Annotated in this window: 15 protein-coding genes; 9 read left to right on the top strand and 6 right to left on the bottom strand. The window is 40.4% G+C overall.

Going from position 1 to position 24,279, the window contains the following annotated elements:
- Window positions 1-18 precede the first annotated feature (18 nt).
- Window positions 19-1,044, bottom strand: coding sequence for a PorP/SprF family type IX secretion system membrane protein (locus J4N24_RS12580; RefSeq protein ID WP_207534044.1), 1,026 nt, complete (start codon window positions 1,042-1,044; stop codon window positions 19-21).
- A complete protein-coding gene (locus J4N24_RS12575) occupies window positions 1,041-6,470 on the bottom strand; it encodes a PKD domain-containing protein (protein ID WP_207534043.1) in 5,430 nt (1,809 codons plus the stop codon). The genes J4N24_RS12580 and J4N24_RS12575 overlap by 4 nt, the downstream gene beginning before the upstream one ends.
- Window positions 6,471-6,788: 318 nt before the next feature.
- Here J4N24_RS12575 and J4N24_RS12570 point away from each other — a divergent pair, with 318 nt between their 5' ends.
- Window positions 6,789-6,953 (top strand): hypothetical protein, encoded by a 165-nt coding sequence (locus J4N24_RS12570; protein ID WP_207534042.1) that lies wholly within the window; start codon window positions 6,789-6,791, stop codon window positions 6,951-6,953.
- Here J4N24_RS12570 and J4N24_RS12565 read toward each other — a convergent pair.
- Window positions 6,944-8,401: a family 43 glycosylhydrolase gene (locus tag J4N24_RS12565; protein WP_207534041.1), complete on the bottom strand. Its 1,458-nt coding sequence runs from the start codon at window positions 8,399-8,401 to the stop codon at window positions 6,944-6,946. The genes J4N24_RS12570 and J4N24_RS12565 overlap by 10 nt on opposite strands.
- Window positions 8,402-8,545: 144 nt before the next feature.
- Here J4N24_RS12565 and J4N24_RS12560 point away from each other — a divergent pair, with 144 nt between their 5' ends.
- The 3 genes from J4N24_RS12560 to ligD all read left to right on the top strand — a co-directional run bounded on the left by J4N24_RS12560 (window position 8,546) and on the right by ligD (window position 12,361).
- Window positions 8,546-9,391 (top strand): phytanoyl-CoA dioxygenase family protein, encoded by an 846-nt coding sequence (locus J4N24_RS12560; protein ID WP_207534040.1) that lies wholly within the window; start codon window positions 8,546-8,548, stop codon window positions 9,389-9,391.
- A complete protein-coding gene (locus J4N24_RS12555) occupies window positions 9,391-10,152 on the top strand; it encodes a ZIP family metal transporter (RefSeq protein ID WP_207534039.1) in 762 nt (253 codons plus the stop codon). Before J4N24_RS12560 ends, J4N24_RS12555 begins: the two co-directional genes overlap by 1 nt.
- A 109-nt stretch (window positions 10,153-10,261) precedes the next feature.
- Window positions 10,262-12,361: a DNA ligase D gene (ligD, locus tag J4N24_RS12550; RefSeq protein WP_207534038.1), complete on the top strand. Its 2,100-nt coding sequence runs from the start codon at window positions 10,262-10,264 to the stop codon at window positions 12,359-12,361.
- 14 nt (window positions 12,362-12,375) lie between these two features.
- Here ligD and J4N24_RS12545 read toward each other — a convergent pair whose 3' ends face one another.
- Complete coding sequence (locus J4N24_RS12545; RefSeq protein WP_207534037.1) at window positions 12,376-13,938, bottom strand: protein adenylyltransferase SelO; 1,563 nt, start codon at window positions 13,936-13,938, stop codon at window positions 12,376-12,378.
- A 323-nt stretch (window positions 13,939-14,261) separates the two neighbouring features.
- Here J4N24_RS12545 and J4N24_RS12540 point away from each other — a divergent pair, with 323 nt between their 5' ends.
- Window positions 14,262-14,399, top strand: coding sequence for a hypothetical protein (locus tag J4N24_RS12540; RefSeq protein WP_207534036.1), 138 nt, complete (start codon window positions 14,262-14,264; stop codon window positions 14,397-14,399).
- 155 nt (window positions 14,400-14,554) lie between these two features.
- Here J4N24_RS12540 and J4N24_RS12535 read toward each other — a convergent pair whose 3' ends face one another.
- Together J4N24_RS12535 and J4N24_RS12530 are read right to left on the bottom strand one after the other, a co-directional pair.
- Window positions 14,555-14,932, bottom strand: coding sequence for a hypothetical protein (locus tag J4N24_RS12535; RefSeq protein WP_207534035.1), 378 nt, complete (start codon window positions 14,930-14,932; stop codon window positions 14,555-14,557).
- A 479-nt stretch (window positions 14,933-15,411) separates the two neighbouring features.
- Window positions 15,412-15,990, bottom strand: coding sequence for a YceI family protein (locus J4N24_RS12530; RefSeq protein ID WP_207534034.1), 579 nt, complete (start codon window positions 15,988-15,990; stop codon window positions 15,412-15,414).
- A 111-nt stretch (window positions 15,991-16,101) separates the two neighbouring features.
- On the opposite strand from J4N24_RS12530, the gene J4N24_RS12525 reads away from it, so the two are divergent.
- The 4 genes from J4N24_RS12525 (at window position 16,102) to J4N24_RS12510 (ending at window position 24,170) form a co-directional block, all read left to right on the top strand.
- On the top strand, window positions 16,102-16,470 hold the full coding sequence (locus J4N24_RS12525; protein ID WP_207534033.1) for a winged helix-turn-helix transcriptional regulator: 369 nt from the start codon (window positions 16,102-16,104) through the stop codon (window positions 16,468-16,470).
- Window positions 16,471-16,628: 158 nt separating this feature from the next.
- Window positions 16,629-20,684, top strand: a complete 4,056-nt coding sequence (locus J4N24_RS12520) for a PA14 domain-containing protein (RefSeq protein ID WP_207534032.1) — start codon at window positions 16,629-16,631, stop codon at window positions 20,682-20,684.
- 315 nt (window positions 20,685-20,999) lie between these two features.
- Window positions 21,000-21,746 carry a polysaccharide biosynthesis/export family protein gene (locus J4N24_RS12515; protein WP_207534031.1) on the top strand — a complete coding sequence of 249 codons (747 nt, stop codon included), beginning with the start codon at window positions 21,000-21,002 and terminating at the stop codon, window positions 21,744-21,746.
- Window positions 21,747-21,812: 66 nt separating this feature from the next.
- A complete protein-coding gene (locus tag J4N24_RS12510; protein ID WP_207534030.1) occupies window positions 21,813-24,170 on the top strand; it encodes a GumC family protein in 2,358 nt (785 codons plus the stop codon).
- Window positions 24,171-24,279 lie beyond the last annotated feature (109 nt).

Genomic DNA, 24,279 nt, shown 5'->3' with positions numbered 1-24,279 from the left:
TGTACAACAGAGGAATTTCTAATAAAAATCGTAACACTTAACATCGCTAAAGCTGTTTTCACGAGGCTCACCCGTTTCAAATCCAACGCTAACTTCTGATGATCCGCTGGTGTTTCCGTAGCTTACCTTTCCTGTAGAAGCATCATGACTTACACCTAAACGTACCTTTTGATTTTTAAAGGGATTTGTAAAAATGTCGAAAATTAGGGATAGAACAAGTGATTCGTTTGCTCCTTTTCCAGTTGATCTGTACCATAGACCGGCATTTACGCCGCGTTTCTTGAACTGTAATCCTGCACTTAAAGAAGTTGCCTGAGCTTGTTTGTAATAGATCACGGAAGGAATTAAAAAGCTACCACCCTCGTCATAAGGATCGTACCGGTCCAATGCATAACGGTAACTGGCATGAATAGCTGTTCTTACTGGAGTTGGGAGGGAGGAGCCTGTAAAAGATTCATTTGGCTTATTCAGGTGAAGCATTGAAGCTCCAACCATAGCATTACCCATCACCAGGTTAACTCCTGCTCCGGCGTCAAAGTAATATTTACTGTTATTGACCGGAATCTCTGCCATCGAAGCATATCCTCCAAAGCCGGTCCTTGGATCAATCTGATCCGAGAAGACGAATTTGCTGAAATCAACGCTACTATTAGTTATTCCCGCCTGTAAGCCAAAAGAAGCCATAAATCTTCCACCTCCTACATTATAGGAATATGTTCCGGCGAGATTGTTTTTCTTAAGATAAGCTGTCCCCTCATTAGAACTATTTACCATTAAGCCTACACCTCCATTGATGTTTTTGAATTGATAGTCGGCTGAAGCTGTAAGATAACTCAGGTCACCTTCCATTCCGCTCCATTGATTACGGTATATCATATTCATCCTGAATGCCCCCTTGAATTGCCCGGTTAAAGCTGGGTTAAGGTAAACAGGAGCGTTGTAAAATTGCGAATAAATATAATCCTGCGCTTTAGCTAGTCCTGAAAGGGCAGTCAGGGTAAGTATTAATATAAATTTCTTCACTGGTAAACCTCTCCTTATCATCTTATTAAGTGAATTACGCCTGTCTTTTTAGGCTCACCATTGTTATACGACATTCCCGCCCATTCGTTACCATTTTTGAAGAATGCCTTCACTTCCCAGAAGTAAACTCCTTGAGGTACAGCACTTCCGTTAAATGTTCCATCCCATGATTCAACAGGTACGCCTTTCTCGTCCAGTTTGTCAGTTACCCAGAGCGTCTCCCCCCATTTATTAAAGACCTTAAATTGAAACTTATCAATTCCGGAACCTTTAGCTCTGAACCTTCTCAATTCCTCGCTTGCACTATTAGGCATGAAGGCGTTTGGAATATATAAATTACCGGGAGTTCCTGTTATTCTTACAGTATGTTCAGTGACATCATTACAACCCAGGGAATTAGATACAATAAGCTTGACCTTATAAGAGCCCGTATCGGGATAAAGGTGCTCAGGATCTTTTGATGTATCAATAGTGCGGTCTCCAAAATCCCAGTTGTATTTCAAACCTGCTCCTGTAGAAGTATTTTTGAACCTGAAGCGGAAGTCTGGGTACTGTATAACATCCCCAGGTAATACATCAAAGCCAGCCAATGGCTGCGCAGTCACTTTGATATAATCTTTCATTACCAAAGTGTCCATACACCCATAATTACTTTTGGTAATTAGTTTTACTGTATAGCTCGGTTTTACCGCTGAATAGATCTGAGCAGGAGGATTTGCACCAATGAAAGTTTTTCCGTTGCCAAAATCCCAAAATTGATAGATGGCGTTTTTAGTCTCGTTGTTAAACTTCACACTCAACGGACCACAGCCCTCTGTTATATCTGCCGTGAATTTTGCTTCAGCCTGCTCGTAAACCGTAATGGTTTTGATTGCTGTAGTATCAGAACAGTTAGAGGCTATTAATTTGACCTTGTAAACTCCACCTTTCCAGAACGTGTGTTCTATTGGTTCATCACTATTTGTTCTTATAGTATCTGTTCCATCTTCAAACATGTACGCATAGCTTTTTGCTCCGGTAGTATAATTGAAGAATTTAACAGTAAGAGGGGCACAACCCGAAGTTTGTGCTGGCTCTACAAATAAATCCGGAGTTACGGTGTTGGGAGCAACCTTAATGCTATGAGAAAGGGAAACCTGATCACCACAGGCATTCTTTTGCGTAAGTGTGATAGTGAAAGTACGACTTTTTCCTGTTGTGAAAATATGCCTTACAGAGCGGTTATCCGTATACGTTTCTACAGGTGATCCATCTCCAAAATTCCAGGTGTAGGTACCCGAAACACTTGGGGAGGAATTTCTGAACGTTACAGTTAATGGTGAACATCCTTCTACTGTGCTTGGAGAAAATTTAGGTGTCGGTTTTCCGTACACCTGGATGTAAACAGTATCCATAGAAATAGCACATTTCGATTTGGCTTTTAGCACCGCCATATAGGTAGTATCCCTATTGTCAGCCCGAGCTGTGTAAGTGATGGTTGTAGGGTGTCGCTGATAGGAAACCTGTCCATTTCCAAAATTCCATTCGAAGTCTACTCCCTCGGTGTTCTTTGTTCTGTTTGTAAAGCTAATTGCCACCGAACCACATCCTATTGTTGTGCTGGTAACAAATTCAGCAGTAAGGGTAGAATTGGTTTTGAATGTATGACTAAACTTTGTAGTACCACAACCCAGAGCGCTGGTTACTTCCAGACGAATATCCACTTCGTCACCCGGATTTGGTAATGTAAAACCAGGGAAATCTATGCTTTTTCCGATCGACTTATCGTTCGCGAACCACTCGTAGATATCACCTGGATCCGATGCTTCTGCTTTTATGTTTTCTTTACTGATTATGAAAGGTGCACAGGATGATTCAGATAGCCAGTTATAATTTGCAATGGCACCTTTTGAAACTTTTATCTGAACTGCATTACTAGCATTCTGCTGCGCTCCTGTACAGATTGTAGAGGAAACGACTCTCCGAAAATAAGTAGTTGTTGTAAGTGCCGGGGCCTGATATATTGGAGTTGTTGCACCGATAATGACCGACCAGTTTGTTCCATCCGGACTTTGTTGCCATTGGTACTTAAATGTTCCATCTGCTCCGGCTGGTAGGGTACCCTGCAGGATTGTTGGAGCTGTTCCGGTACAAATATGTTGGTTACCTGTGGTAATGTTGTTATTGCTAATTCCTTTTTGCACTTCAACCTTAACCACGCCACTAACGCTGGTACAAGAGCCAGATTTGATTATCCTGTGAAAATAGGTGCTTTCAGTAACGATTACAGTAAAGTCTTTCTGGCTTGCAATATTCGCCGCAGTCCAGGTAATACCGTCTTTACTGCTTTCCCAGGTGTAGAGGTAGGAGGAGGCGTCACCACCGGTAGGAGTGCTTCCCGCAATGGAAATGGATGCTCCTTCACAAACAGTGCTGCCTGAATAGGTTATAATGTTATTCGAAATTTCCGATAAGTTATTTATTTGCACTTCATCACTGCTGGAATTACAAGTTCCCGGACCGCTGATTGTCCATTTAAACCTGTAAACCTGTCCCGGTTTTAATCCCTTAACAACCGGATCTATCTTAGTGTCATCATCAAAAGTGACACCGGTTTGAGTGGAAATAAGCAACCATTTTCCAGCGCCACTGCCTGGGTGGTTTCCATTCAGTTTTACCTGCCCTGCACTGCATAATTTCTGATCTTGCCCCGCGTCGGCAACGATAGGAGGAGCAGTAACATTGATAGTAATTGTTGCAGGAGTGCCTGCACATCCAGTAGAATTTATAGGTGTTACCACATAAGTAATGGAGCCGGCGGTATTACCCGTATTTAACAGAAGGTCATTAATGGAAGTTGCTGAAGTTGGAGTAGTTTGATTCGTGCTACCTGTAATTGTTCCGTTAACACTGCTGGTCCAGGTGAATTTAGTACCACTGATAGAGGGAATTAACGAAATACCTGTTCGCTGACCTGTACATATTGTTGCATTAGGGGCAGTGGCCTGTACAGTTGGAAGAGGTGTGATCGTAACTGTAAAGGTGAATGGTTCACCGCTACAACCATTTGCTTCAGGAACTATTGTATAAGTTACTTTTGCGTTAGTATAAGGATCTGTATTCTTAAGAGTTTGAAGGATATCACCAGTTCCACTTGTTGAAAAGCCTTGAGCATTAGTGGTTCCGGTTGCAGTCCATCTAATTGTGCTATTTGCGATAACAGCTCTGGGACTGTAGGTTAAGTTGGTCCCCGTACAAATTTCTGCCGAAGGAGCTGTTGTTATTTTGTTAGGAGGATATATCGTAATCACTGTTACATCGGCAACACGATCACATGGCGCAGGAATAGTTGTGGTTGCAGATAATGATAGTTGTACTGTTCCCGCAGTTACTTCCGCAAGTGAAGGGATATACAAGGGATTTAATACGTTTCGGTTCGGCACAAAAGTTCCTGTTCCGCCTACCCAGGAAAACCCTGCTACCGGTGGCCCGCTTAACGATCCGTTCAACTGAACTTTTTCTCCTGCACAAACAGCCACATCCGGCCCCGCACTTACGGTAGGAGACTCATTGAAAGCTAATGTTTTGCTCACTGAATTTGTCCCGCAGTTATTCTTTACTGTTATTTTGACGGTATAAACGCCATAGTCAGAGAAAAAGATAACAGGTTCCTTAGAAGCTGAGGTTGTATTGTTTCTGAACTCGTAACCACCACCGCTGATCTCCCATTTATAGGTATTGGGTTCATCTTTGAAAGTTCCACTAAAGCTGGTTGTTACCGGATTTCCCTGAGTATTGCTAAAGTTTAAGAGCTGTCCTTTACCGCACAAATTTGCCTGCCAGTTCGCTGTAACCACAGGTTGTTCATTAACGATAATAGTCTTTTTTGCAGTTGTTACAGGCTGACAAGATGAATTGGCAGTAAGCGCAACGGTATAAATTCCTGCTTTACTAAATAGAAACTCTGCATCTTTTGAGTCAGCACTAGTTCCATTAACAAATACAGGAGCGGCAGGGCCTTCAATAACCCATTTAAATGAATTAGGAGCTCCATCAGCGTCATCAACAATAGATGAATTGGTAGTTTTCACACTTGATGAAATACATGCAAGATCAGAGCTTAAAGTGAATGAGGGTTGAGGAGGGGCTTGAATTAAGATTGTTCGCTCAAGTGGAGATGCCTGGCAATCCGAGTTACTTGTCGACTCAAGTCTTATTGTATGAGGTCCTTTTGTGGTGAAGGTGTATTTCAGAGCATAGGTAATAGGTACCCCTGTAACCGGTGTCACTAAAACATTGTCTACATACCAAAAATACTGCACATTGTTGTTGTTACACTCTGGTGAGGTTGAGCTAGGGTTTTCGCCTGCCACAGAGTTATTTCCAATAGTCAATTGCGTGTTAAGACAGGCAAACCCCGGAAGTCCAAACCGGTTTTCTGGTTGGGTAACTACTTTAGCCTGGGTTGATACCGGGGTTCCAATTTCATTACAAAAAGGACTCATCAATTGCATCCCTATTCCGAACACGTTATAGTAACGCACACTACCTAAAACAACCTGACTCCCACAGGATGATCTGGAGTAACTGTGTTCAACAATACCTCCCTTGTTTTTGATCTGATTTATAGTGTAAGTTTCAATTGCCTGATCACCCCAATTTATGCGATACGTATAACCCGGGAAGTTAGACTGAATACCACTACTGGAAGACGTACTTTCCACCCCATATTTTAAAGATCCATTCGGCAAACAAACAGTATTGCTGCCAAAAGTACTGAAAGGCGTGTTCTGGGTGGTATTAACAATGAAATAAGAATATGTAGAGATAACGCCATTTAGCTCAGCTTTGACTGTTAAAGTGTAATAAGTTACATCTGCAATTAACTGAACGGTTGAAACCCCTTCGAATGAAAGTTGCTTAACATCTGTGGAAACAAATCCGTTCGTTGCCGTAGCAGTAACACGAGCTCCGCTGGTTGAACTATTAGTAAAGTTAAACCTGGTATTACTGCGACCTGATGCACAGCTACCGAATGTTTTTGGATTAGTGCTCAATGTTTGAGTTGGAGCATCAACGCTAGCCTGAATACCATTAGAATTGCTAACCATAAATGGACCAGAAGCTTCAGAAACTGTAACTGGTGCAGTTGATTTTATACGTACCTTATATGTTCCAGCTTGTAAGCCAGTAGGGAGTAAACCATTCACAAATGTTGTATAATGGCTATTGTAACTTCCGATTAATTGCTCGTTAGCAAAACTTCCGTTGCCATCAGATAGATATAATTTGAAGTCGTTGTTTGGCAGAAGTTCGCCTGAAGGATCATTTATTAATAGGGGCACTGATATTGTTGAGCCCTTACCGTAAGGTCCTGGTTCTATGGTTCCTATCGTAATGTTTTGTGCAATTGACCTGGATAAAAATGCACAAGTTAAAATTAGAAATAACGTAAATCTTTTAATCATCCGCACGTTTGAGAGTCCCCTCGTTTACTTAATTAATTTACTGGAAACATGCCCTTGTACGGGGCTCCGGTAAATCAAGGTTCAATTATATTATTTACTGAAAGTCACATTTACTCGAGACTATGCTCTCATACCCAGGCGGAATGGTGGAAATTGCCAGCGCCTGGCCAAGAATAGTTAGAGATGAGTAAATCGATAGAAATTAGTACGGAATTATATAACAAAAGTTACTATGTTAGTTGTGGGGATACTTGATTATATCATAATAACACAGATCTATAAGGCATAATTTTTGAGAAAACATGCTTAAACCTTAATATGAAAACATCCCAACCAGACAAAGTAGTAAAAACGTTACATACGATTTTATCTAGTGACGAGAAACAGGCTATTCGCGTAGCTATCGAAAGGTATAAGCAAACCGGCAAATTGGTAAATCTGAAAGATATCGATTTGTATAAAAAGAAGAAATCTCAGGACTGAGCAACAAGTACCCGGTCTGATCTTAGGTGTAATTGTATTTCTAATAAAGCCCTAAACTTTTTGTAACCCGCACAGCCAGGAAAATAGGCATGGAGGAACATAAGATGCCCCCCGTCCTCTGTTTTTAATACTGAAGGATGCCCGGGAGCCGCCCAGCTTTTTGTTGATTGGATCAGTTGCTTCTCTGATTTTATATAAGGGCCTTTAAGGTGTTTAGAAATAGCTACACCAATCCCATATTGATCAGTAGAGAAGTCATTACCCGCATAAAATAAATAATAATGATTTTCGTGTTTGGTTACCCACATGCCTTCTACAAGATGAGCTTCCCATTGCATGTCGTTTTCAAGTATTTTAACTTTTTCCCCGATAAGAGTTTTGCCGTCATCTGCTAGTTGTTGTATAAACATAGGAGTTCGCATAAATTTCAATATCTCCTTAATTCTATCTTCAATAATCGTTTTCTCCTGTGCCAGTTCTTTCAAGGATTCTTCAAATTCTGTAAAGCGCTCTATCACTGCTTCGATCAGGATTTGCAGTACAAAAAATCTCTCCATTGCTTCAAGATCCTTCGCCCATGGCCAGAAGGTGATAATCAGTGCCGCTGTTTTTTGATCGCTACCTGCAGGAAAAAGGAAAGGAATACATTCTGGGTTTTTATATAATAATTCAGCTAGCTTCTGAGGCCATACATCATTATTGTCTTCTTTCCAGAACAGATAGACATTCTTTTCGTCTTCCACAAAAAGATGAGGGTCAATTACATTCCCTTTTATTAGAGGTTCTGGTTCTGCCTCAAAAGGTCCTTCCGGATGAGATGCCCTTGCCAGACCAAGGCAAAGTTCCTTGGTATGTTTATCACGGGCTACAAAATAAACACGAAACTCCTTTCCAACCTGATGCATCTCCGGCGCCCAAAAGTCGGCAATGGATTCGCCGTCAGCTGCCCATTCTGGTTTAAAACCTTCCGGGAATATATAGGAGCAAAATTGCCAGTCCACAAGATTTCTTGATTTAATAATAGGGAAGGCGTTTGGAGCATCATTTGAAGTGCTTACTAAATAATAAATGTTTTCACCCTGTAATTCTACTTTCATTATTGCCGGGTCGCCATATCCGTAATGCATATTAGAATCGAGATTTTCAGTGAGAACGGTCCTGTAGTCGAAAGAAAAATCGGGTACAGCTTTTTTGATCTTTCGATTATGAGGAACGCTTGTACCAAAATCTGCAGATAGCCTTTGAAAAAAGTTCAGAAAAGCATTATGTTCTTTGCTTTCTACGTCATCGCTTATTTCAATTTTGTTTCCATTACCATTGGTCCTTTCTCTAATAGTAAATATCCGGCTTTCCTTCAGGCGATGAATATTGTTTTTTATGCTGATTTCAAATCCAAAAGGCGATTCAGACGGTGTACTCAGTTCGATAAGCTTATCATTGATCTTCATAATAAGAGCCGAACAAGTTTTAAGCCGGTTATGTTGGCTTCACCTTTTATTAATTACGATCCATTAATAAATAATTCGCCCGTTGATCATATCCAAAAGAGCCTTATCCGGCATTATCATTGTTATGATTGAGAAAAACATCTAATGAAAGTAGGAGACTTAATAAATCCGGTTGAAAGCGAATACGATATTGCAGCCATAATGGGCGGCTTGTATGGAGATGGAATTATAGGACTTAAAGGTGCCTTTAGCCGGGAATGGGTGCAGCAACTGGGTGAAGACATTGCAGTATTATATGAAGATGCACTGAAAAGACCTGGTGGAGCAGTTGGGCGCGGACCGAAGCGGCATTATGTCGAGATACATCCTGAAAATATCCGCGGCTTTGTTGATCTGGTTACCCATCCCTGGGTGACAACAGTCTGTGAAGCAGTACTTGGACCGGAGTACAGGGTAGTTGAAGTAGGCTTTGATGTACCAAATCCTGGCGCAAAAGATCAGCCCTGGCATCGCGACTTCGCTGCCCCCCCAGACACTGTGCACGGAAGAAGACTGAATTCTCTGGCCTTTAATATCACTACTGTTGATGTATACGAAGACATGGGCCCCTTTGTTATTGCCCCAGGAACACAATGGGATCTTGCAGAGGCTTTCGAACATGACATGTTCCCACCCAAAGATCTGTACGAAAGATATGAATTAAAGGCTCAACGTAAAATGCCTAAGATGGGCGATATATCCGTTCGGTCAGCTTTAACTATTCACAAAGGAACAGCAAATGTTTCCGATAAATCACGCCCGGTACTGGTTTTAGGAGTGGATGCACCTGGTGCTATAAATGCAGAGCGTCACGATCTTCAGGTCACCCACGAGTATTTTGAAAAATTACCCGACTATGTAAAACGTCATTTAACCTACCGTCTTGTCAGCAAATTGGAACCTATCGTCCAGGCTCATACTATTGAAGGATTAATGATGGGAGAGGCTTAATGATGGCGAAGTGGGTTGAGGCTGGCTTATGGGGATTACTCTCAGGCACAGCTCTGGTACTAGGATCCCTTTTCGGTTACTATTTTAAAATCTCGCAGAAACTCGTAGCGCTGATAATGGGATTTGGAGCAGGTGTCCTTATATCTGCTTTATCCTTTGAGTTGATGGACGAAGCCTTTACCAAAGGAGGTTTTTTGGCAGCTGCGACCGGCTTTATAATTGGTGGCCTTATTTATTCTGGCGCTAATTATCTATTGAATTCTTCTGGCGCGAAACATAGAAAAAGGTCCGGGGAGCAACAGGCCTCAGAGAAAGAAGCACCAGGTAGCGGGATGGCAATTGCATTAGGCGCACTCCTTGATGGAATACCTGAAGCAATTGCCATCGGAATTAGTATGATCCAAGGTGGAGCAGTAAGCGTTGCTACAGTTATTGCGATATTTATTTCAAATGTCCCTGAGGGGCTTTCAAGTTCCGCAGGTATGAAAAAGGCAGGCCGATCTAAGAAGTTCATTTTTGGTATCTGGACAGGTATCGCTCTTATTACTTCAATAGCATCGATATTGGGATACTCTGTTTTTAGTCATCTTTCCCCCGCAATTATAGCGGGGACTATCGCTCTCGCAGCCGGAGCAATCCTAACCATGTTGGCTGATACGATGATACCTGAAGCTTTCGAAAAGGGGCATAATTGGGTCGGAATAATTACTGTTTGTGGCTTCTTAATCGCTTTTATGCTGTCTAAGTGGTCCGAGCATTAGCCAAAACTGAAACTTATTTATTGCAAGCCTGTTCATATTATAAGGTAACACCATCTTCTTGACCTTATAAACTAAAATACGAGGAGGCTATTCTTGGGCCTTATTATCTATGGCGAAAACTAAGACTAAAAAAGTAGATAGCACAGCGGGGAATGAAAAGGCTGAAAGTCTTTTGGGCTCGAGTAATGAAGAAATTGTAGAAGGAATAACACCCCACCTGGAGAAGATACCAGAAAGTCCCTTTCCGGAAGCTATAATGCCCATGTTAGCCACACTGACGGATAAACCATTCGACGATCCGGATTGGTTCTATGAGGTAAAGTGGGACGGCTATCGTGCTTTGGCCTTCGTTAAAGATAGGGAAGTAGAGCTCAAATCAAGGAATAATAAATCGTTCAATGAAAAATTTTATCCAATCCATAGTTTGCTCCGAACCTGGAAACTCAATATTGTTTTGGATGGAGAAATTCTGGTTCTTAATGAAAAAGGGGTATCAGATTTTGGCGCACTTCAGAATTGGAGAAGTGAAGCCGACGGCGAACTTGTCTTTTATGTATTTGATATACTGTACCTGGAAGGGAAAAATTTAATGCAGTTACCATTGAGGCATCGCCTGGAATTGTTGAAAAAGGTTCTACCGACGGATGATGACAGGGTAAGAATAAGCAAGGTCTTTGAAGCTAAAGGAACGGAGTTCTTTGAGGCCGCAGGAAAAATGGGCCTTGAGGGTGTAATCGCCAAGAGGGCGGATAGTACTTATATCCCCGACTTTAGATCAAAAGACTGGTTGAAAATCAAGGTCCATCAACGCCAGGAAGTAGTAATTGGCGGATTTACTAAAAATGACGGATCCTCCAAGCTTTTCAGTTCCTTATTGTTAGGTGTATATCAACAAGGAAAGTTCCAGTATGTCGGCAAGGTAGGAACTGGTTTCTCTGGTAAACTGCAAAAACAGATGATGGAAAGTTTCAAGCCTTTCATTACTGACGTTTGCCCGTTTGTTTACGAACCTGATTATAATAAACCCTCCCGCTTCAGACCCAATCCTCCTCATGCTACAGCAACCTGGTTGAAGCCTGAACTGGTTTGTGAAGTCAGTTTTGCTGAAGTAACCTCCGACGGGGTTTTTCGCCATCCATCGTTTGAAGGAATGAGGGAAGATAAGAAAGCTTCAGATGTAATGAGGGAGGTATCCACGCCCTTGAATGAAGCCGTTCCCGAAGTCACCGAGCTTCAACGAACGATGGTGTCAGCACCAAAGCCGGTGCCAAAAAAGACTCTGCTAAACCCGAAGGACGAAACGCAGGTTAGGCCAATTAACGGACACGATCTTAAGTTTACAAATTTAAGTAAGCTGTATTGGCCAGACGAAGGTATTAGCAAGCGCCATCTTTTCAATTATTACTACCAGGTGGCCGAATATATTTTGCCTTATTTGCAAGATCGCCCACAATCTTTAAACCGGTTTCCAAACGGTATAAAAGGTAAAAGCTTCTATCAGAAAAACGTTAAGGAAACCGCACCAGAATGGGCTGAGACTTTCCCTTATATCACCAGCGATGGGGAGCATAAGGAATTTTTGGTTGTTACGGATGAAGCTAGCTTAATGTGGATGATCTCTTTAGGCTGTATAGAGGTTAATCCCTGGTTCTCTCGTACTCAATTTCCCGATAATCCTGATTATTGCGTGATTGATCTTGATCCTGATAAAAATACTTTTGATCAGGTGATTGAAGCAGCCAACGTAGTGAAGAGAGTATTAGATGCTATTAATGTGCCTTCATACTGTAAAACCTCAGGTTCTACAGGAATGCATATCTATATTCCGCTGGCAGCTAAATATACCTATGATCAATCCCAGCTATTTGGTAGACTTATTGCAAATATAGTTCATAAAGAAATACCTGATTATACAAGCGTAGAACGTTTTATCGCAGAACGAAAGGGGAAGATGTATGTCGATTTCTTACAAAACCGTCCTGGAGCAACCATAGCTGGTCCGTATTCTCTGCGGCCTAAACCCGGTGCCACAGTAGCAATGCCACTTCACTGGGATGAAGTAAAACCTGGACTACAGATGAAGGATTTCACCATACATAATGCTGTTTCGAGACTAAAGACAGAGGGCGACCTTTTCAGGCCAGTATTGGAAGAAGGGATAGATCTTATGAAAGCAGTGGAAAAAGCAAAAAGTGTATTTGGAAGCTAAATATCTTGCAGTTCTTATGAACTGCAAGATAGCATGGAGCATCCCGCTTTTTCGTTCGCCCAGTCTGGCCGTTTATTTACAAATTCATCGAACTTGTCTGAATAGGGCTCTTTGATAGCTTTTTCAAGTTTCAGGAACAGCTCATTATTGCCGTTCTGTAAGTCTTGTATCGCCTGGTGTAGCAGATAATTCCTAAGGATAAATCGCGGATTAGCTTTCCGCATAACTTCCAAAGAAATTTCTCTTGTACAGTTATTTGCCTTTATTCGTTCAAGGTACTTACTTATAAGATCAAACAGGTCGGCTTCATCTTTATCGGTAAGTAATTGGTAAAAGCTGCTCTGAAAGTGTTTAATTATTGCTTGCCTTCCGCCACTTGCAATTTCCACCTCAAGGTCTGCGAGTAGCTGATAAAAGATAGTCATGTCTGGCTGCACCTGTGCCAGGAAGGTTTCAAATTGATCGATTAAGACCACATCCTCTGATCTCACCTTGTCCAATCCCAGTTTATTCCCTTTCATATGGTAATATTGGGTCCAGAAAAGATCCTCATATCCTTCGATAACTTCAACCAGAGGTTTAGTGTCGGGGAATAGAGGGGAAAGTGCTCCTGCAAGGCAACCTAAATTCCATTGTGCAACACCCGCCTGCTGACCAAATGCATATCTTCGGCCAGGCAGATCTGTGGTATTAGGAGTAAATGCAGGATCGTAAGCATCAAGAAAAGAATAGGGACCGTAGTCAATGGTAAGGCCAAGTATTGACATGTTATCCGTATTCATCACTCCATGTACAAAACCAACCCTTAGCCATTCTGTAACCATAAAGGCGGTTCTTTTCACTATCTCTTTGAACCAGGTTATAACTTTGTCTTCACCTTCGATATGAGGATAATGGATTGCAATCGTCCAATCAACCAATTTTCTGAGGTTATCCAATTCATTACGGGAAGCAAGCATTTCATAATTACCGAAGCGTAAAAAGGAGGGGGCTACACGTGCTACAATTGCTCCCGGTTCGTACTCCGCATGACCATTATAGAACATGTCCCTAAGTACCGGATCTCCTGTACTTACCAGGCTCAGTGCTCTGGTAGTTGGAACTCCAAGGTGGGCCATCGCTTCACTCATTAAATATTCTCGCACAGAGGAGCGCAGTACAGCCCGTCCATCTGCGCGTCGAGAATAGGGAGTAGGGCCTGCTCCTTTTAATTGTATTTCCCAGACCTTTCCCGCTGAAGTTGTGAGTTCACCAAGCGTTATAGCCCGGCCGTCGCCAAGCTGGCCGGCCCAGTTCCCGAACTGGTGTCCTGCATAGCAGGCTGAATAAGGCTGCATGGAAGGCGTTACCAGGTTACCTGCCAACATCTTAACATCCTCTTCATCTGGATTTGACAATCCCAGGCCCAATGCTACTTCATCTGACCACCCTATCAGGGAAGGTTTAGTAACAGGGGTTGGTAAAGCTTTACTGTATAAAACTCCAGGCGTCTGCCGGGGATGAAGGTCTCCGCTCAGATCTCCGGGAAAGCTTTCTGTAAAGGAATTATTGAATATTATAGAATGGAGGTTTTTCATCGAATCTTAAAAATTGAAATCAAACTACTTTCTTAACGGGCGTATGTATAATAAGTGTGCAAAGTCTGCATTTTTTCTTTAACTAAAGAACTAATGCTTCTTATTCGCTTGTACCTAAATTCCTGCCTGATTATCCTCAAAAGAAATATTCTTACCATTGACCTTCCTTTTAGATGCGTTTCAAAATCTTTAAAGCTACGGAGTTGAATCGGACTTGAATCGGATTTGAATCGGATTTAAATGGGGTTTTGAAATAATCAGGTATTAATCAAGAGTTAATGTGGGTGGAAGGAATATAAGATAAGGCGATAAAAGCGAGTAAAATGAGAATTATTAAGTCAAGCCGTTTTAAGGATACGATTGAGTGGTTTAGAGGAGCAGCTACTTTCGGCAAAAGTACGGTTTTTGCAAAAATACAAAAAGCCTTGATTGGGGATCAGGGCTTTTTGATGAGTGTTTAAAGTGTAAATGAGTCTATATGAGTTGTGAATATATCTACAATTAGGATGCCAGAGCATGATTAGCTATGTTCTCATGGTGATTTTTTGAATTTTTCCGCTTTTAAGTACATCTAATGTATTTTAAATAAGAAAAAAGAGCGAAAAAGGGACACTTTTTAGAACACTTCTATAGAATACTTTACAGCCTCCATATGGTCCTCTTCGCGGCCTTCCATAAAAAGTACAACTTTGTACTCAGTAAGATTATCATTGAAGCCAAGAAACATTCTTCTTAGGCATCGCTGAATAATAGGAGCCAGATATAAATAGAGGTTTTCACAGTAATGTTCGAAGTTCTGTTTGGCTTCTCTATCGTAAAAGTCTTCCCGATTAAAGTCTGACATGTTTATGGTCAGAATACCGGCATTATAAAATCCGCTGATCAACTCGTTTCGTATGCCTGGTGATAGCCTCTCTATCCATTCTTCGGGCAATTCTTCAAAAATTGTATTATTGAGAGTGTTACTTATTATTTGACGATAGAGATTTAGCATAATCTATTTTAATAGGTATAAAGCTTTTTTCAGGCTTTTAACCTCTCATAACTAATCAATAGTTACCCCTAAAAAAACAAAATTGTTTGTATCTGTTTACAACTTTTACCATTATTTCTCCTCTGGTAAATGTTCATTTTTTCTATATGCCTAAAAATCAAGGCTAAAGAATAAACCGTTTTTCATTTCTAATATTTGATATTCACTCCTATTTATGGATAGGAGGTGTAGTACTTCATAAATGTTCGTTAAAGTTCTGCATTTATTACCAAAGTACAGCCTGAAAAATGATTATTTTAAAATTAATGACAGGAGGTGAAGGAGGTGGGCCGAAGATAGTATGGAGTATGAGTGGATATTTAACTTGTAAAAAGGCGTAGATACATTATAATTTCATATCATATTGAGGCTAAACAATAAGGGCTGCCTATCAATTATGTGATAGACAGCCCTTATTGTCTGACCTGAATTATGATCGCTTAATTTTTTACAAATTCTGCGTTAGCATTTAAGGTTACGTCATCTCCAACAACTGCAGAAGGAACCTTAGCGCCAATGCCAAAGTCAGAACGTTTGATCACACCTGACACTTTCCATCCAGATATAGTTTTTTTGTTCATTGGGTTAACTCCGATGTTTGCCGTTGCATTAAGTTCAACTGGTTTAGTTACTCCATGCAGAGTTAGATTACCTTTTACTTTGTATTTTTTATCCGCAACTTTTTTTACAGAGGTGCTTTTGAATGATAAGGTGGGGAATTTTTCTGTGTCAAGAAAATCAGCATTCTTAACGTGGGCGTCACGCTGATCGTTATCTGTATCAACTGAATTGGTTTCTGCTGAAAGTTCCACTGAAGCATCAGAAAAATCGTCTTTTGTCGATTTTACAGTTGCATCAAATTTCTTGAAAGATCCTTCTACGTCAGATACCATCATGTGAGAAACACTGAAACCGAGTTTTGCGTGCGATTTGTCCAGGTTCCAGGTGGCATCTGCGAATCTGAATGACAATAAGGCAAGTCCTATACCTGCTGCTGAAAATAATGTTAGCTTTTTCATTTTAATTAATGTTTTGCCTGTCTGCTTGTTTGATCTGCAAACTTACATATATTTGCTATATAATAGTAAGTACTATACTTTAGTATAGCACTATACATAAATATAGCGTCTATGGAACTTGTTGAAAAAGAGGAGCCTAAAGTTCACAGTAAGTGTTTGAAAATGATTGTTCCAGTCAGGGATGCACTTGATATCCTAAGTGGAAAATGGAAACTTCCTATTATCATCTCCTTGTCCTTTGGTAACAAGAGGTTTAGGCAGATTGCCAATGAAATTCCTAATATTACCGACAGGATGCTTTCAAAGGAGCTACGTGATCTTGAAGAGAACCAATTGGTAAAACGCACAGTCTATGATACTTTTCCTGTAACGGTTGAATATTCAATGACAGAATATGGAAAGAGTCTGGACGATGTGATAGATGCCTTATGTGAATGGGGTACCGAGCATAGAAAGCGTATTGCCGGTAAAGATATTTAGAAGATCTCTCTTTTCCCTTTTATTGCTTTTGTGAAAATTTCTCCATAATAGTGAGGAATTTTGGGAAGGAAATGTAACGTTTGTGACAGACAACCGTAGACATCGCCATAAAAGGGGCTCTGCTGATCCATTTCTTAAAAGCAGAGTATGATGAGTTCATGAAAAAAATAATTGCAGCGTTTTTATTGCTGCTGCCACTGTTATGCGCGTCTCAAACGAAGAGCATTGTTGTTCCATTTTCTTTCAAACTTAGTACTGCAGGTACTACAAGCGCCGGCGTTTATTCTACAGATAATGTTCTGGTCCGAACTTTATGGAGCGGCATTAAGTATGGTCAGGGGACTTTCTCAGAAAAATGGGATGGATTAGATGATGAAGGCCGGCTTGTAACTGCAGGCAAATATCAAATTAAGGTACTTTCTAATAACGTCACTTATACATGGGAGGGTGTTATTGGTAATACATCTAGTCAATTTTCGGGAACTAGTGTAGTCCATTCCTACGAATCATTGAGAGGAGCGGTGATTAAAAATAACTTTATCTATTGCGCAGCAGGTTATAACGAGGGAAATACTGCTCAATTCAAATTACCTGTTGCAAATCCCCAAACAAAAAGCTTCATACTACCGGCAACTCATACAACCTCGCAAGCTTCCTTATTTGTTGCTGCTGACGATGTGAACGTATATTGGGCTGGTCTAGATCCGTTCGATAATAAGAAATGGTTTGTTTTTGCTACTCAGCAATCTGACGATAAGCAAGTAAATTTTACATCTGGAGTTTCCATAAAAACAGTTAATGGCATCACTTACACTTCAGCTATAGACACTGCCAATAATCTTACCGGTACTATAAGTGGTCTTGCGGTACAGCAGAGAGGCGCTTTTCTATTTGTGTCGCATAAAGAGCAAAACAGGCTGGATGTAGTAAATAAAACTACAGGAGCAGTTGTGCAGCGAATCAGCTCTTTTAGCGCTCCTCAGGGCCTGGCAGTAGATGGGAATGACAACTTATGGGTTATATCCGGAACTTCCTCCGTTCAGAAATTTACAGTTGGTACAAATGGTACTTTGTCAGCTCCCTTGCTTAGTTTAACAGGACTTGTTAGTCCTCTTGCTTTAGCCGTGTCCCCTGATAATTTAACCGTTGCAATTTGTGATGGTGGTAGTTCACAGCAAGTGAAAGCCTTCAATAATGCTACCGGTGCTATTTCCTGGACACTAGGGCAGGCGGGCGGTTACGCCACTGATGCTACAGTGAATGATAATAAGTTTTATTTTGAAGATGTAGATAAAAGGGTATTCAGCTTTATTACATTTCAGAGTGACGGTTCCTTCTGGATAGGAGATAGTGGTAACTGCAGGATGCAACAATATTCTCCGGCACGTACTTTCGTTAAAAGAGTCATGTATCTGCCCCGTACGTATGTTATGGGAGTGGATTCAAATAATCCTAATCGTGTATTTGCTAACTATCTGGAATTTGCAGTAGATTATACTAAAAATTTGGCTGCCGATAATGATTCATGGAAGCTGGTAAAAAATTGGGGCTATACGGTACCGGTCAGCTTAAACAATCAGTATTTGCGTTTGAAGGGTGTGGTTACTCTGAGTAATGGCAGAACTTACGCCATGCAACGAAATGCTTCTACCAAGTTTTCGATAATAGAATTGATGAATGGTGGTACCATCCGAATTACAGGAGTGGAGACACCCGACTTAACCTGGAGCCTTGCTAAAGATGGATCATTATATAAACAGGCTTATTCTGGCGGAAATGCAGTATGGTCGAAAAAAGCTTTTTTAGGTTTTGATGCATCTAATAATCCCATATATGAGGCGGAAAAAACCTTTGGGTCGGTTGCATCCACTGCCATGGATCCTATTCCTTCCGGTGCAAGAAGGCAATCAGGTGAAATTACTTCTTCCAATATTATGATTTCATTTAATGGTTCGCTCCCTTCTACAGACGGTACTGATTTTTACCACTTGGGAGGAGTTGCCCTGGGAGAGAACCGCTGGAAGTGGAAAACCGCGATCAGTACACATAAAAATTATACAGGTGAGTTTCCTAAGGACGGGCGCTATGATATAGGTAATGGGGTTCAGTACGCGGGTAGTATCGCTATGGCCCTTGAGCGCAATATTTTCTGGGGTTATAATGGAGAGTTTTGGAAAAATAATCAGACTAATAAATGGAATCATATTTACGATAATGGATTGTTCGTAGGTCAGTTCGGAACAGTGGGTGTAGATGTTAAAGACGAAGAGGCGCCAGCTGGAATGGCAGGAAACTGCTTTTCTCCTGCTATCGTTAAAGTTGGCACTGCCTATTATTTATACCATAATGACGAGAGCTTTCATAGCGGGGTGCATCGCTGGAAAATTAATGGACTTAATAGTATTGCTGAAAGTGTAATACCGGTTGAATTGAATGCAGGTGGGCGGGGGCTATTAGGGCAATATTATGATGACGTTGATTTAGATAATGTGAACCAGAGAAGCGTAAGGGTAGATAGTTTGGTTAACTTTGATTGGTCTAGTGGTAAGCCTGCCAATACGAATATCAAGAATACGGATAATTTTTCTGTTAGCTGGACTGGTTACATCTCACCTTTATATACTGAAAACTATACCTTCTATACCAAAGCCGATGAAGGAGTGAGACTATGGGTTGATGGTAAGCTATTGATCGATAAGTGGACAGCCTCTAATATTGCGACTGAAAACAGCGCAAGCATTTCCATGACTGCAGGAAAAATGTATTCCATACGCCTGGAGTATTTCGAGAAAACAGGTAACGCCTCTGTATCTCTTCTTTGGTCAAGTGCCCGGCAATTAAAGGGTGTGGTGCCTCCTTCTGCTTTATTTCCAGCCGATCCTACAGATAATACCTCGGGAATTGATTTGATGGAGAAGGTGCCTGTTAATTCAGTACTTCCAAATGGAATGTATGGTTGGACGAGGAACCTGGCAAATGAAGACTACACTTTGTCATACGCTCAATGGTGGAGTGTCAAAACAAATGTACGGTCCAGTTTAAGTCAGAAGTCGCCTGATGTGGCGACACGCTTTCGTCAGACTGCAGGATCCTATACTTTAACAAGAAATCTTGGCACAGTGCCTTGTACTATAACTGGCTGGAAAATTACGGGAAATGTAAATTACGATGGTAATTACGAGAACCAAACGGGGGGTGGTAGTTACCTTGATGTACTTGATAATTCAGGAAAGGTTATTGTTAGATTTTATACTAAAATAATTTATGGATCCACAAACCAGATATATATATATGCTAATGACAAAGTTATTGCCCAAGCCGCCCAAAATTTAATCAAACCCGTCCTCAGTACCTTTCAACCATTAGAACTTAGTGCCTCTGCCTCTGGTATTGTAGTTAAATACGGTACATATGCACCGGTTACCACTACGGTTTTTGATCCTTTAAGCAATTGGAGAGCTCCAAAAGCAATGCAGCTTTATTTTTGGACTTCGGCTGTCAATGGGAATAATTACGATAGGAATATTTCGCTGGAGGGTTTTAAATATAGTGTTGAGTCTCTAAACGATAACGCTTCTGCGCCTGTGATCACTTCAAGTCAGAATGCGGTTGCCGCTACTTTAAGTGTAGCTGAAAATACGCTTCAGGTGACTAAAGTTACAGCCAGCAGTTTAGCCTACCTTACTTATTCTATTAGTGGAGGGGAAGATAAGAACTGGTTTTTCATTGATCCCCAAACCGGCAATCTTGCGTTCAAATCTTCTCCGGATTACGAAATGCCAAAAGATCTTGATGGGAACAATAGTTATGTTGTTAAAATAAGAGTTTCTGACGGGGTGTTTTATGACGAGCAATTATTGACCATTAACGTGGTGAATGTAGATGAAAATTCTTCTTCAATGGTGGTCCTGGGTTTTCCCGAAGCGGAGACGCAGGATAGTCGAACAAGAGACACAGAAGAAAGAAGGGTGGTAGCTTATCCAAATCCTTTTGCCAGTAATTTAAGTGTTCAATTTTCAAATCATCTGGGGGAGAAAGTTAGACTAAAACTGATAAATGTACTTGGCCAGGTGCTGGAAAATAGAGAGCTGGATATCGATAATAAAAGCTACTCCTACAGTTTTAATAATGCAGTTTTATTAACACCAGGTTTTTACTTTATTAACATTAACGGAAAATATATTAAAGAGCAGTTTAAAGTACTTAAGTATTAAGGTAATAAAGCCGTTTTTTTTGCTTTGGTTTACAGTTTTTACAGTAAACGCGAAGAATCTTTACGATTTTAATGAAAATTAATGCAAGTTTTTTCACTTGGGGGAAATACGTAACTAAGTATTGTTACGTATTTTTTTGAAGTTATCTTAAAAAATATGCTGATGGAGGATTAGAGATTGAGTTTATCGTAATTTGTTTTGCTTTTTTTAAAAAAATCGTAAAAGTTTTAATTTTTGATAAATGAGTATAAAATGTGAACTTTTGTTGCTAATATTGGAATAATTAATACGCATTTCTACCACAATCGTACATCTATGAATGAAAAACTATCACACCTTATATGGGTAGTAATTTTGGGAAGCTTGTATTCCTGCAGTTCTTATAAGAAAGTTCCATATTTCCAAGACTTAAACACAGAAGAAAAAACTATATCGGGAGCTGCTTATGTTCAGCCTGTTATCAATAAAAATGATATTCTCGAAATTAAAGTAACAGCTGCCAATCAGGAAGCTCTAAATACTCATTCATTATCGGCAGAAAAGGGTGCCGAAAGCCGTTTTATTGTTGATCATTCAGGTCAGGTAAAAGTTCCGCTCATCGGATTGGTTAAAGTTGAAGGTATGACAACAAATGAAGCTGAGAATGTATTAGAAAAAAGCTTTTCAAAAGTTGTTAAAGAACCGTTGGTTAACGTTCGTCTAGCCGATTTCAAGATTTCGGTACTTGGAGATGTAGAGAAACCTGGTGTTTACTCAATACCTTCAGAACGCGTTTCTATTCTTGAAGCTCTTGGTTTAGCTGGTGATTTGAGACTTACAGCTGAAAGGGATAACGTTCTGTTGATCCGTGAGAAGAATGGGGAGAAAACGTTTAGTAAAATTGATTTGACCTCTAAAAAAGTTTTTAATTCCCCCGACTTTTATTTGCAAAAGAACGATGTTATTTATGTGAAACCTGGAAAGGCTGCTTATGCTGCTTATGAAAAGGCGCCAAAGGTCACATCATTAGTAATATCAGTTGCTGCAATATTTGTGAGCTTAGGTTTACTACTAACGAGATAATATAAAACTTTCTGTTGCTTACAGAATAAGGTTCCTGTACTTATCTACCTTTAAAATCTTACCCCTATGAAAAATCAATCAACGATTTCCTCAGAACTTCCCTTTGAGTATAAGAGATCTACGCTCTCTTTTAAGGAAAGCTTCCTAAAGTATGTTTATCACTGGCCCCTGTTTTTATTAGGCCTTTGTGTTACACTAGGTATTGCCTACTATTATCTCCGTACAACAAAGCCTTTGTACGAAGTTAAATCCACTATCTTAATTAAAGATGAGAACCAGTCTGCTGACGATAAATATGTATTGCAGGAGATTAATGTTGCGCAGGGTTCTAAAGTTGTAGACAATGAGATGGAGTTTATCAAGTCTTTAGACATTGTTAGCAAAGTTGTTGAAGAACTGCAGTTGAATGTCTCATATGAGCAAAAAACAGCTTTTTCCGGCAGAGAACTGTATAAATCTTCGCCCGTTAAGCTTGTGATGATTGCGCCAAAAGAAGGATTTTCTGCACAAGCTTTAAATATCCACCTAAGTAATAATAAAAGCTTTACCATTAAAAGGGAGGATGGGAGCGTAACTGAACTACCCTTCAATACTGTTTTGACAAGCTCCTTTGGAAAATGGAAACTTGTACCTGCTGAAAATTTTGATTCTTATCAGGGTTCAACTATTACGATGTCTATTGTTCATCCTGACGTAGCTGCTTCCCGGTACCAATCCATGATAAAAACATCCCTTCAAAATAAATCTACGCCATTTGTTAATTTAACCATTAATGAAACGGTGCCTCAGAGAGGAGAGGATATTTTGAATGGCGTTATGAGATATTACAATGAGGCTTCGATTTCCGATAAGGACCAATTGACCCGCGGTACTCTTAATTTCATAGATCAGCGTTTAGAGTCATTAAGCAAAGAATTAAATCAGGCTCAAAATAAGGTTGTAGGTTTTCGTAGCAGTCAGGGTTTGACAGACATCACTTCAGAATCTCAGGCTTATTTAGCAGGAGTGCAAAACAGCGATGCTAAACTAAATGAAATAGATGTACAGTTAGATATCATAAAAAAAGTAGAAAGCTCGATGAATGCAAATGAAAGCATTACTAACGCTGCTACAGTTGGATTAACAGATCCTATTTTAAATAACCTGATTGGGAAATTATCAGAATTGGAGCTTGAAAGGGATAGGCTAACAGCTTCTACTCCAGAGAACAGCCCGATCTTTGATCCTATTAAAAGTCAGATTGCCACCACCAAGAGATCTATAAAGAATAGCATTTCAAATATTCGCCAATCCTTGGTAAGCACAAGGGAAAACCTGGTAGCTTACAACTCAAAATTTGAGACTTCTATCAAAAATATTCCTTCTCAGGAAAGAGAATTGGTAGACATGAAGCGGATGCAAAGCATCAAGGAAGATCTTTACGTATACCTGCTTAAGAAAAGAGAGCAAATCTCGCTAAGCTACGCATCAACTTTAGTAGATGCCCGGGTAATTAATATGGCAAGACCAACTGGTGCAAAAAGTCCTGCTACTGCTCAGGTCTATGCAATTTGCTTTCTACTAGGGCTAGTTATTCCGGCTGGGATCATATTTGGACGAAACACCCTGAATGATAAGGTGATTAGTAAAGCTGAGATTGAGGAAGAGCTTGAACTACCAGTAATTGCAGAAACAGTTTATGAAAGATCCAACAATCCTCTTGTTGTAACGGCTAATCTACGGACAGCACTCGCTGAGCAATTTAAATATTTACGCAGTAACTTATATTATCTGCATCAGTTAAAGACAGGCAGGGTAACATTGGTTACATCAAGCGTAGGGAACGAAGGAAAGAGCTTTATAAGTTCAAACATGGGAGCTTCACTTGCTTTGGCTGGTCGGAAAACGGTAATTCTTGAGTTGGATCTGAGAAAGCCAAAGGTGTTGCATTTATTTGATTTACCGGTAGAGCGCCCAGGCATCACCGATTGGATCAGTGGCCGGGCGTCAGAATCAGAAATTGTTCAAAAAACATCTTATACACACCTTGATGTAATTGGATGTGGTACAATGTTGCCAAATCCTTCTGAATTACTGGAAAGTAATAAGTTAACTCAATTATTCGAGCTGTTGCGCAAGAATTATGATGACGTTATTATCGATAGCCCTCCTTTACATTTAGTTACAGATGCCTTAATCCTGGCACGTTTAAGCGACATTACTCTTTATGTTATAAGACAAGGCGTTACAAGTAAAGATGAGTTAAGCTTTATCCGTGAGCTGGTAAGCACAGATCGTTTGCCAAACGTAAATATTGTGTTCAATGCTATTCAGCGCGCTAGGTATGGATACGGATATAACTACGATACGAATTACTACGTGGAAAGCAAATCGAAATCATTCGCCTTCAATAAAATGGCATACAATTTTCTCCAGCGTTTCTAGCAGAGCTTAAGTCAAAATTGACATTCTGTTACAATAAACAGCTGTAAAATTACGGCTGCAGGGAATTCTTTGCCCTGGAAGTGACCCTCAAAATATGCTTATTCTGCTT

Origin of the sequence: Desertivirga arenae, from assembly GCF_017355785.1 — a bacterium.
Lineage (GTDB): Bacteria > Bacteroidota > Bacteroidia > Sphingobacteriales > Sphingobacteriaceae > Desertivirga > Desertivirga arenae.
The sequence above is the reverse complement of the archived record's forward strand: the minus strand, read 5'-3'. Positions and strand labels throughout refer to the sequence as shown.

Bases quoted from the DNA above. Each gene is read 5' to 3' on its own strand.
- J4N24_RS12580 (WP_207534044.1), bottom strand. From the start codon at position 1,044: ATGATAAGGAGAGGTTTACCAGTGAAGAAATTTATATTAATACTTACC.
- J4N24_RS12575 (WP_207534043.1), bottom strand. From the start codon at position 6,470: ATGATTAAAAGATTTACGTTATTTCTAATTTTAACTTGTGCATTTTTA.
- J4N24_RS12570 (WP_207534042.1), top strand. From the start codon at position 6,789: ATGAAAACATCCCAACCAGACAAAGTAGTAAAAACGTTACATACGATT.
- J4N24_RS12565 (WP_207534041.1), bottom strand. From the start codon at position 8,401: ATGAAGATCAATGATAAGCTTATCGAACTGAGTACACCGTCTGAATCG.
- J4N24_RS12560 (WP_207534040.1), top strand. From the start codon at position 8,546: ATGAAAGTAGGAGACTTAATAAATCCGGTTGAAAGCGAATACGATATT.
- J4N24_RS12555 (WP_207534039.1), top strand. From the start codon at position 9,391: ATGATGGCGAAGTGGGTTGAGGCTGGCTTATGGGGATTACTCTCAGGC.
- ligD (WP_207534038.1), top strand. From the start codon at position 10,262: ATGGCGAAAACTAAGACTAAAAAAGTAGATAGCACAGCGGGGAATGAA.
- J4N24_RS12545 (WP_207534037.1), bottom strand. From the start codon at position 13,938: ATGAAAAACCTCCATTCTATAATATTCAATAATTCCTTTACAGAAAGC.
- J4N24_RS12540 (WP_207534036.1), top strand. From the start codon at position 14,262: ATGAGAATTATTAAGTCAAGCCGTTTTAAGGATACGATTGAGTGGTTT.
- J4N24_RS12535 (WP_207534035.1), bottom strand. From the start codon at position 14,932: ATGCTAAATCTCTATCGTCAAATAATAAGTAACACTCTCAATAATACA.
- J4N24_RS12530 (WP_207534034.1), bottom strand. From the start codon at position 15,990: ATGAAAAAGCTAACATTATTTTCAGCAGCAGGTATAGGACTTGCCTTA.
- J4N24_RS12525 (WP_207534033.1), top strand. From the start codon at position 16,102: ATGGAACTTGTTGAAAAAGAGGAGCCTAAAGTTCACAGTAAGTGTTTG.
- J4N24_RS12520 (WP_207534032.1), top strand. From the start codon at position 16,629: ATGAAAAAAATAATTGCAGCGTTTTTATTGCTGCTGCCACTGTTATGC.
- J4N24_RS12515 (WP_207534031.1), top strand. From the start codon at position 21,000: ATGAATGAAAAACTATCACACCTTATATGGGTAGTAATTTTGGGAAGC.
- J4N24_RS12510 (WP_207534030.1), top strand. From the start codon at position 21,813: ATGAAAAATCAATCAACGATTTCCTCAGAACTTCCCTTTGAGTATAAG.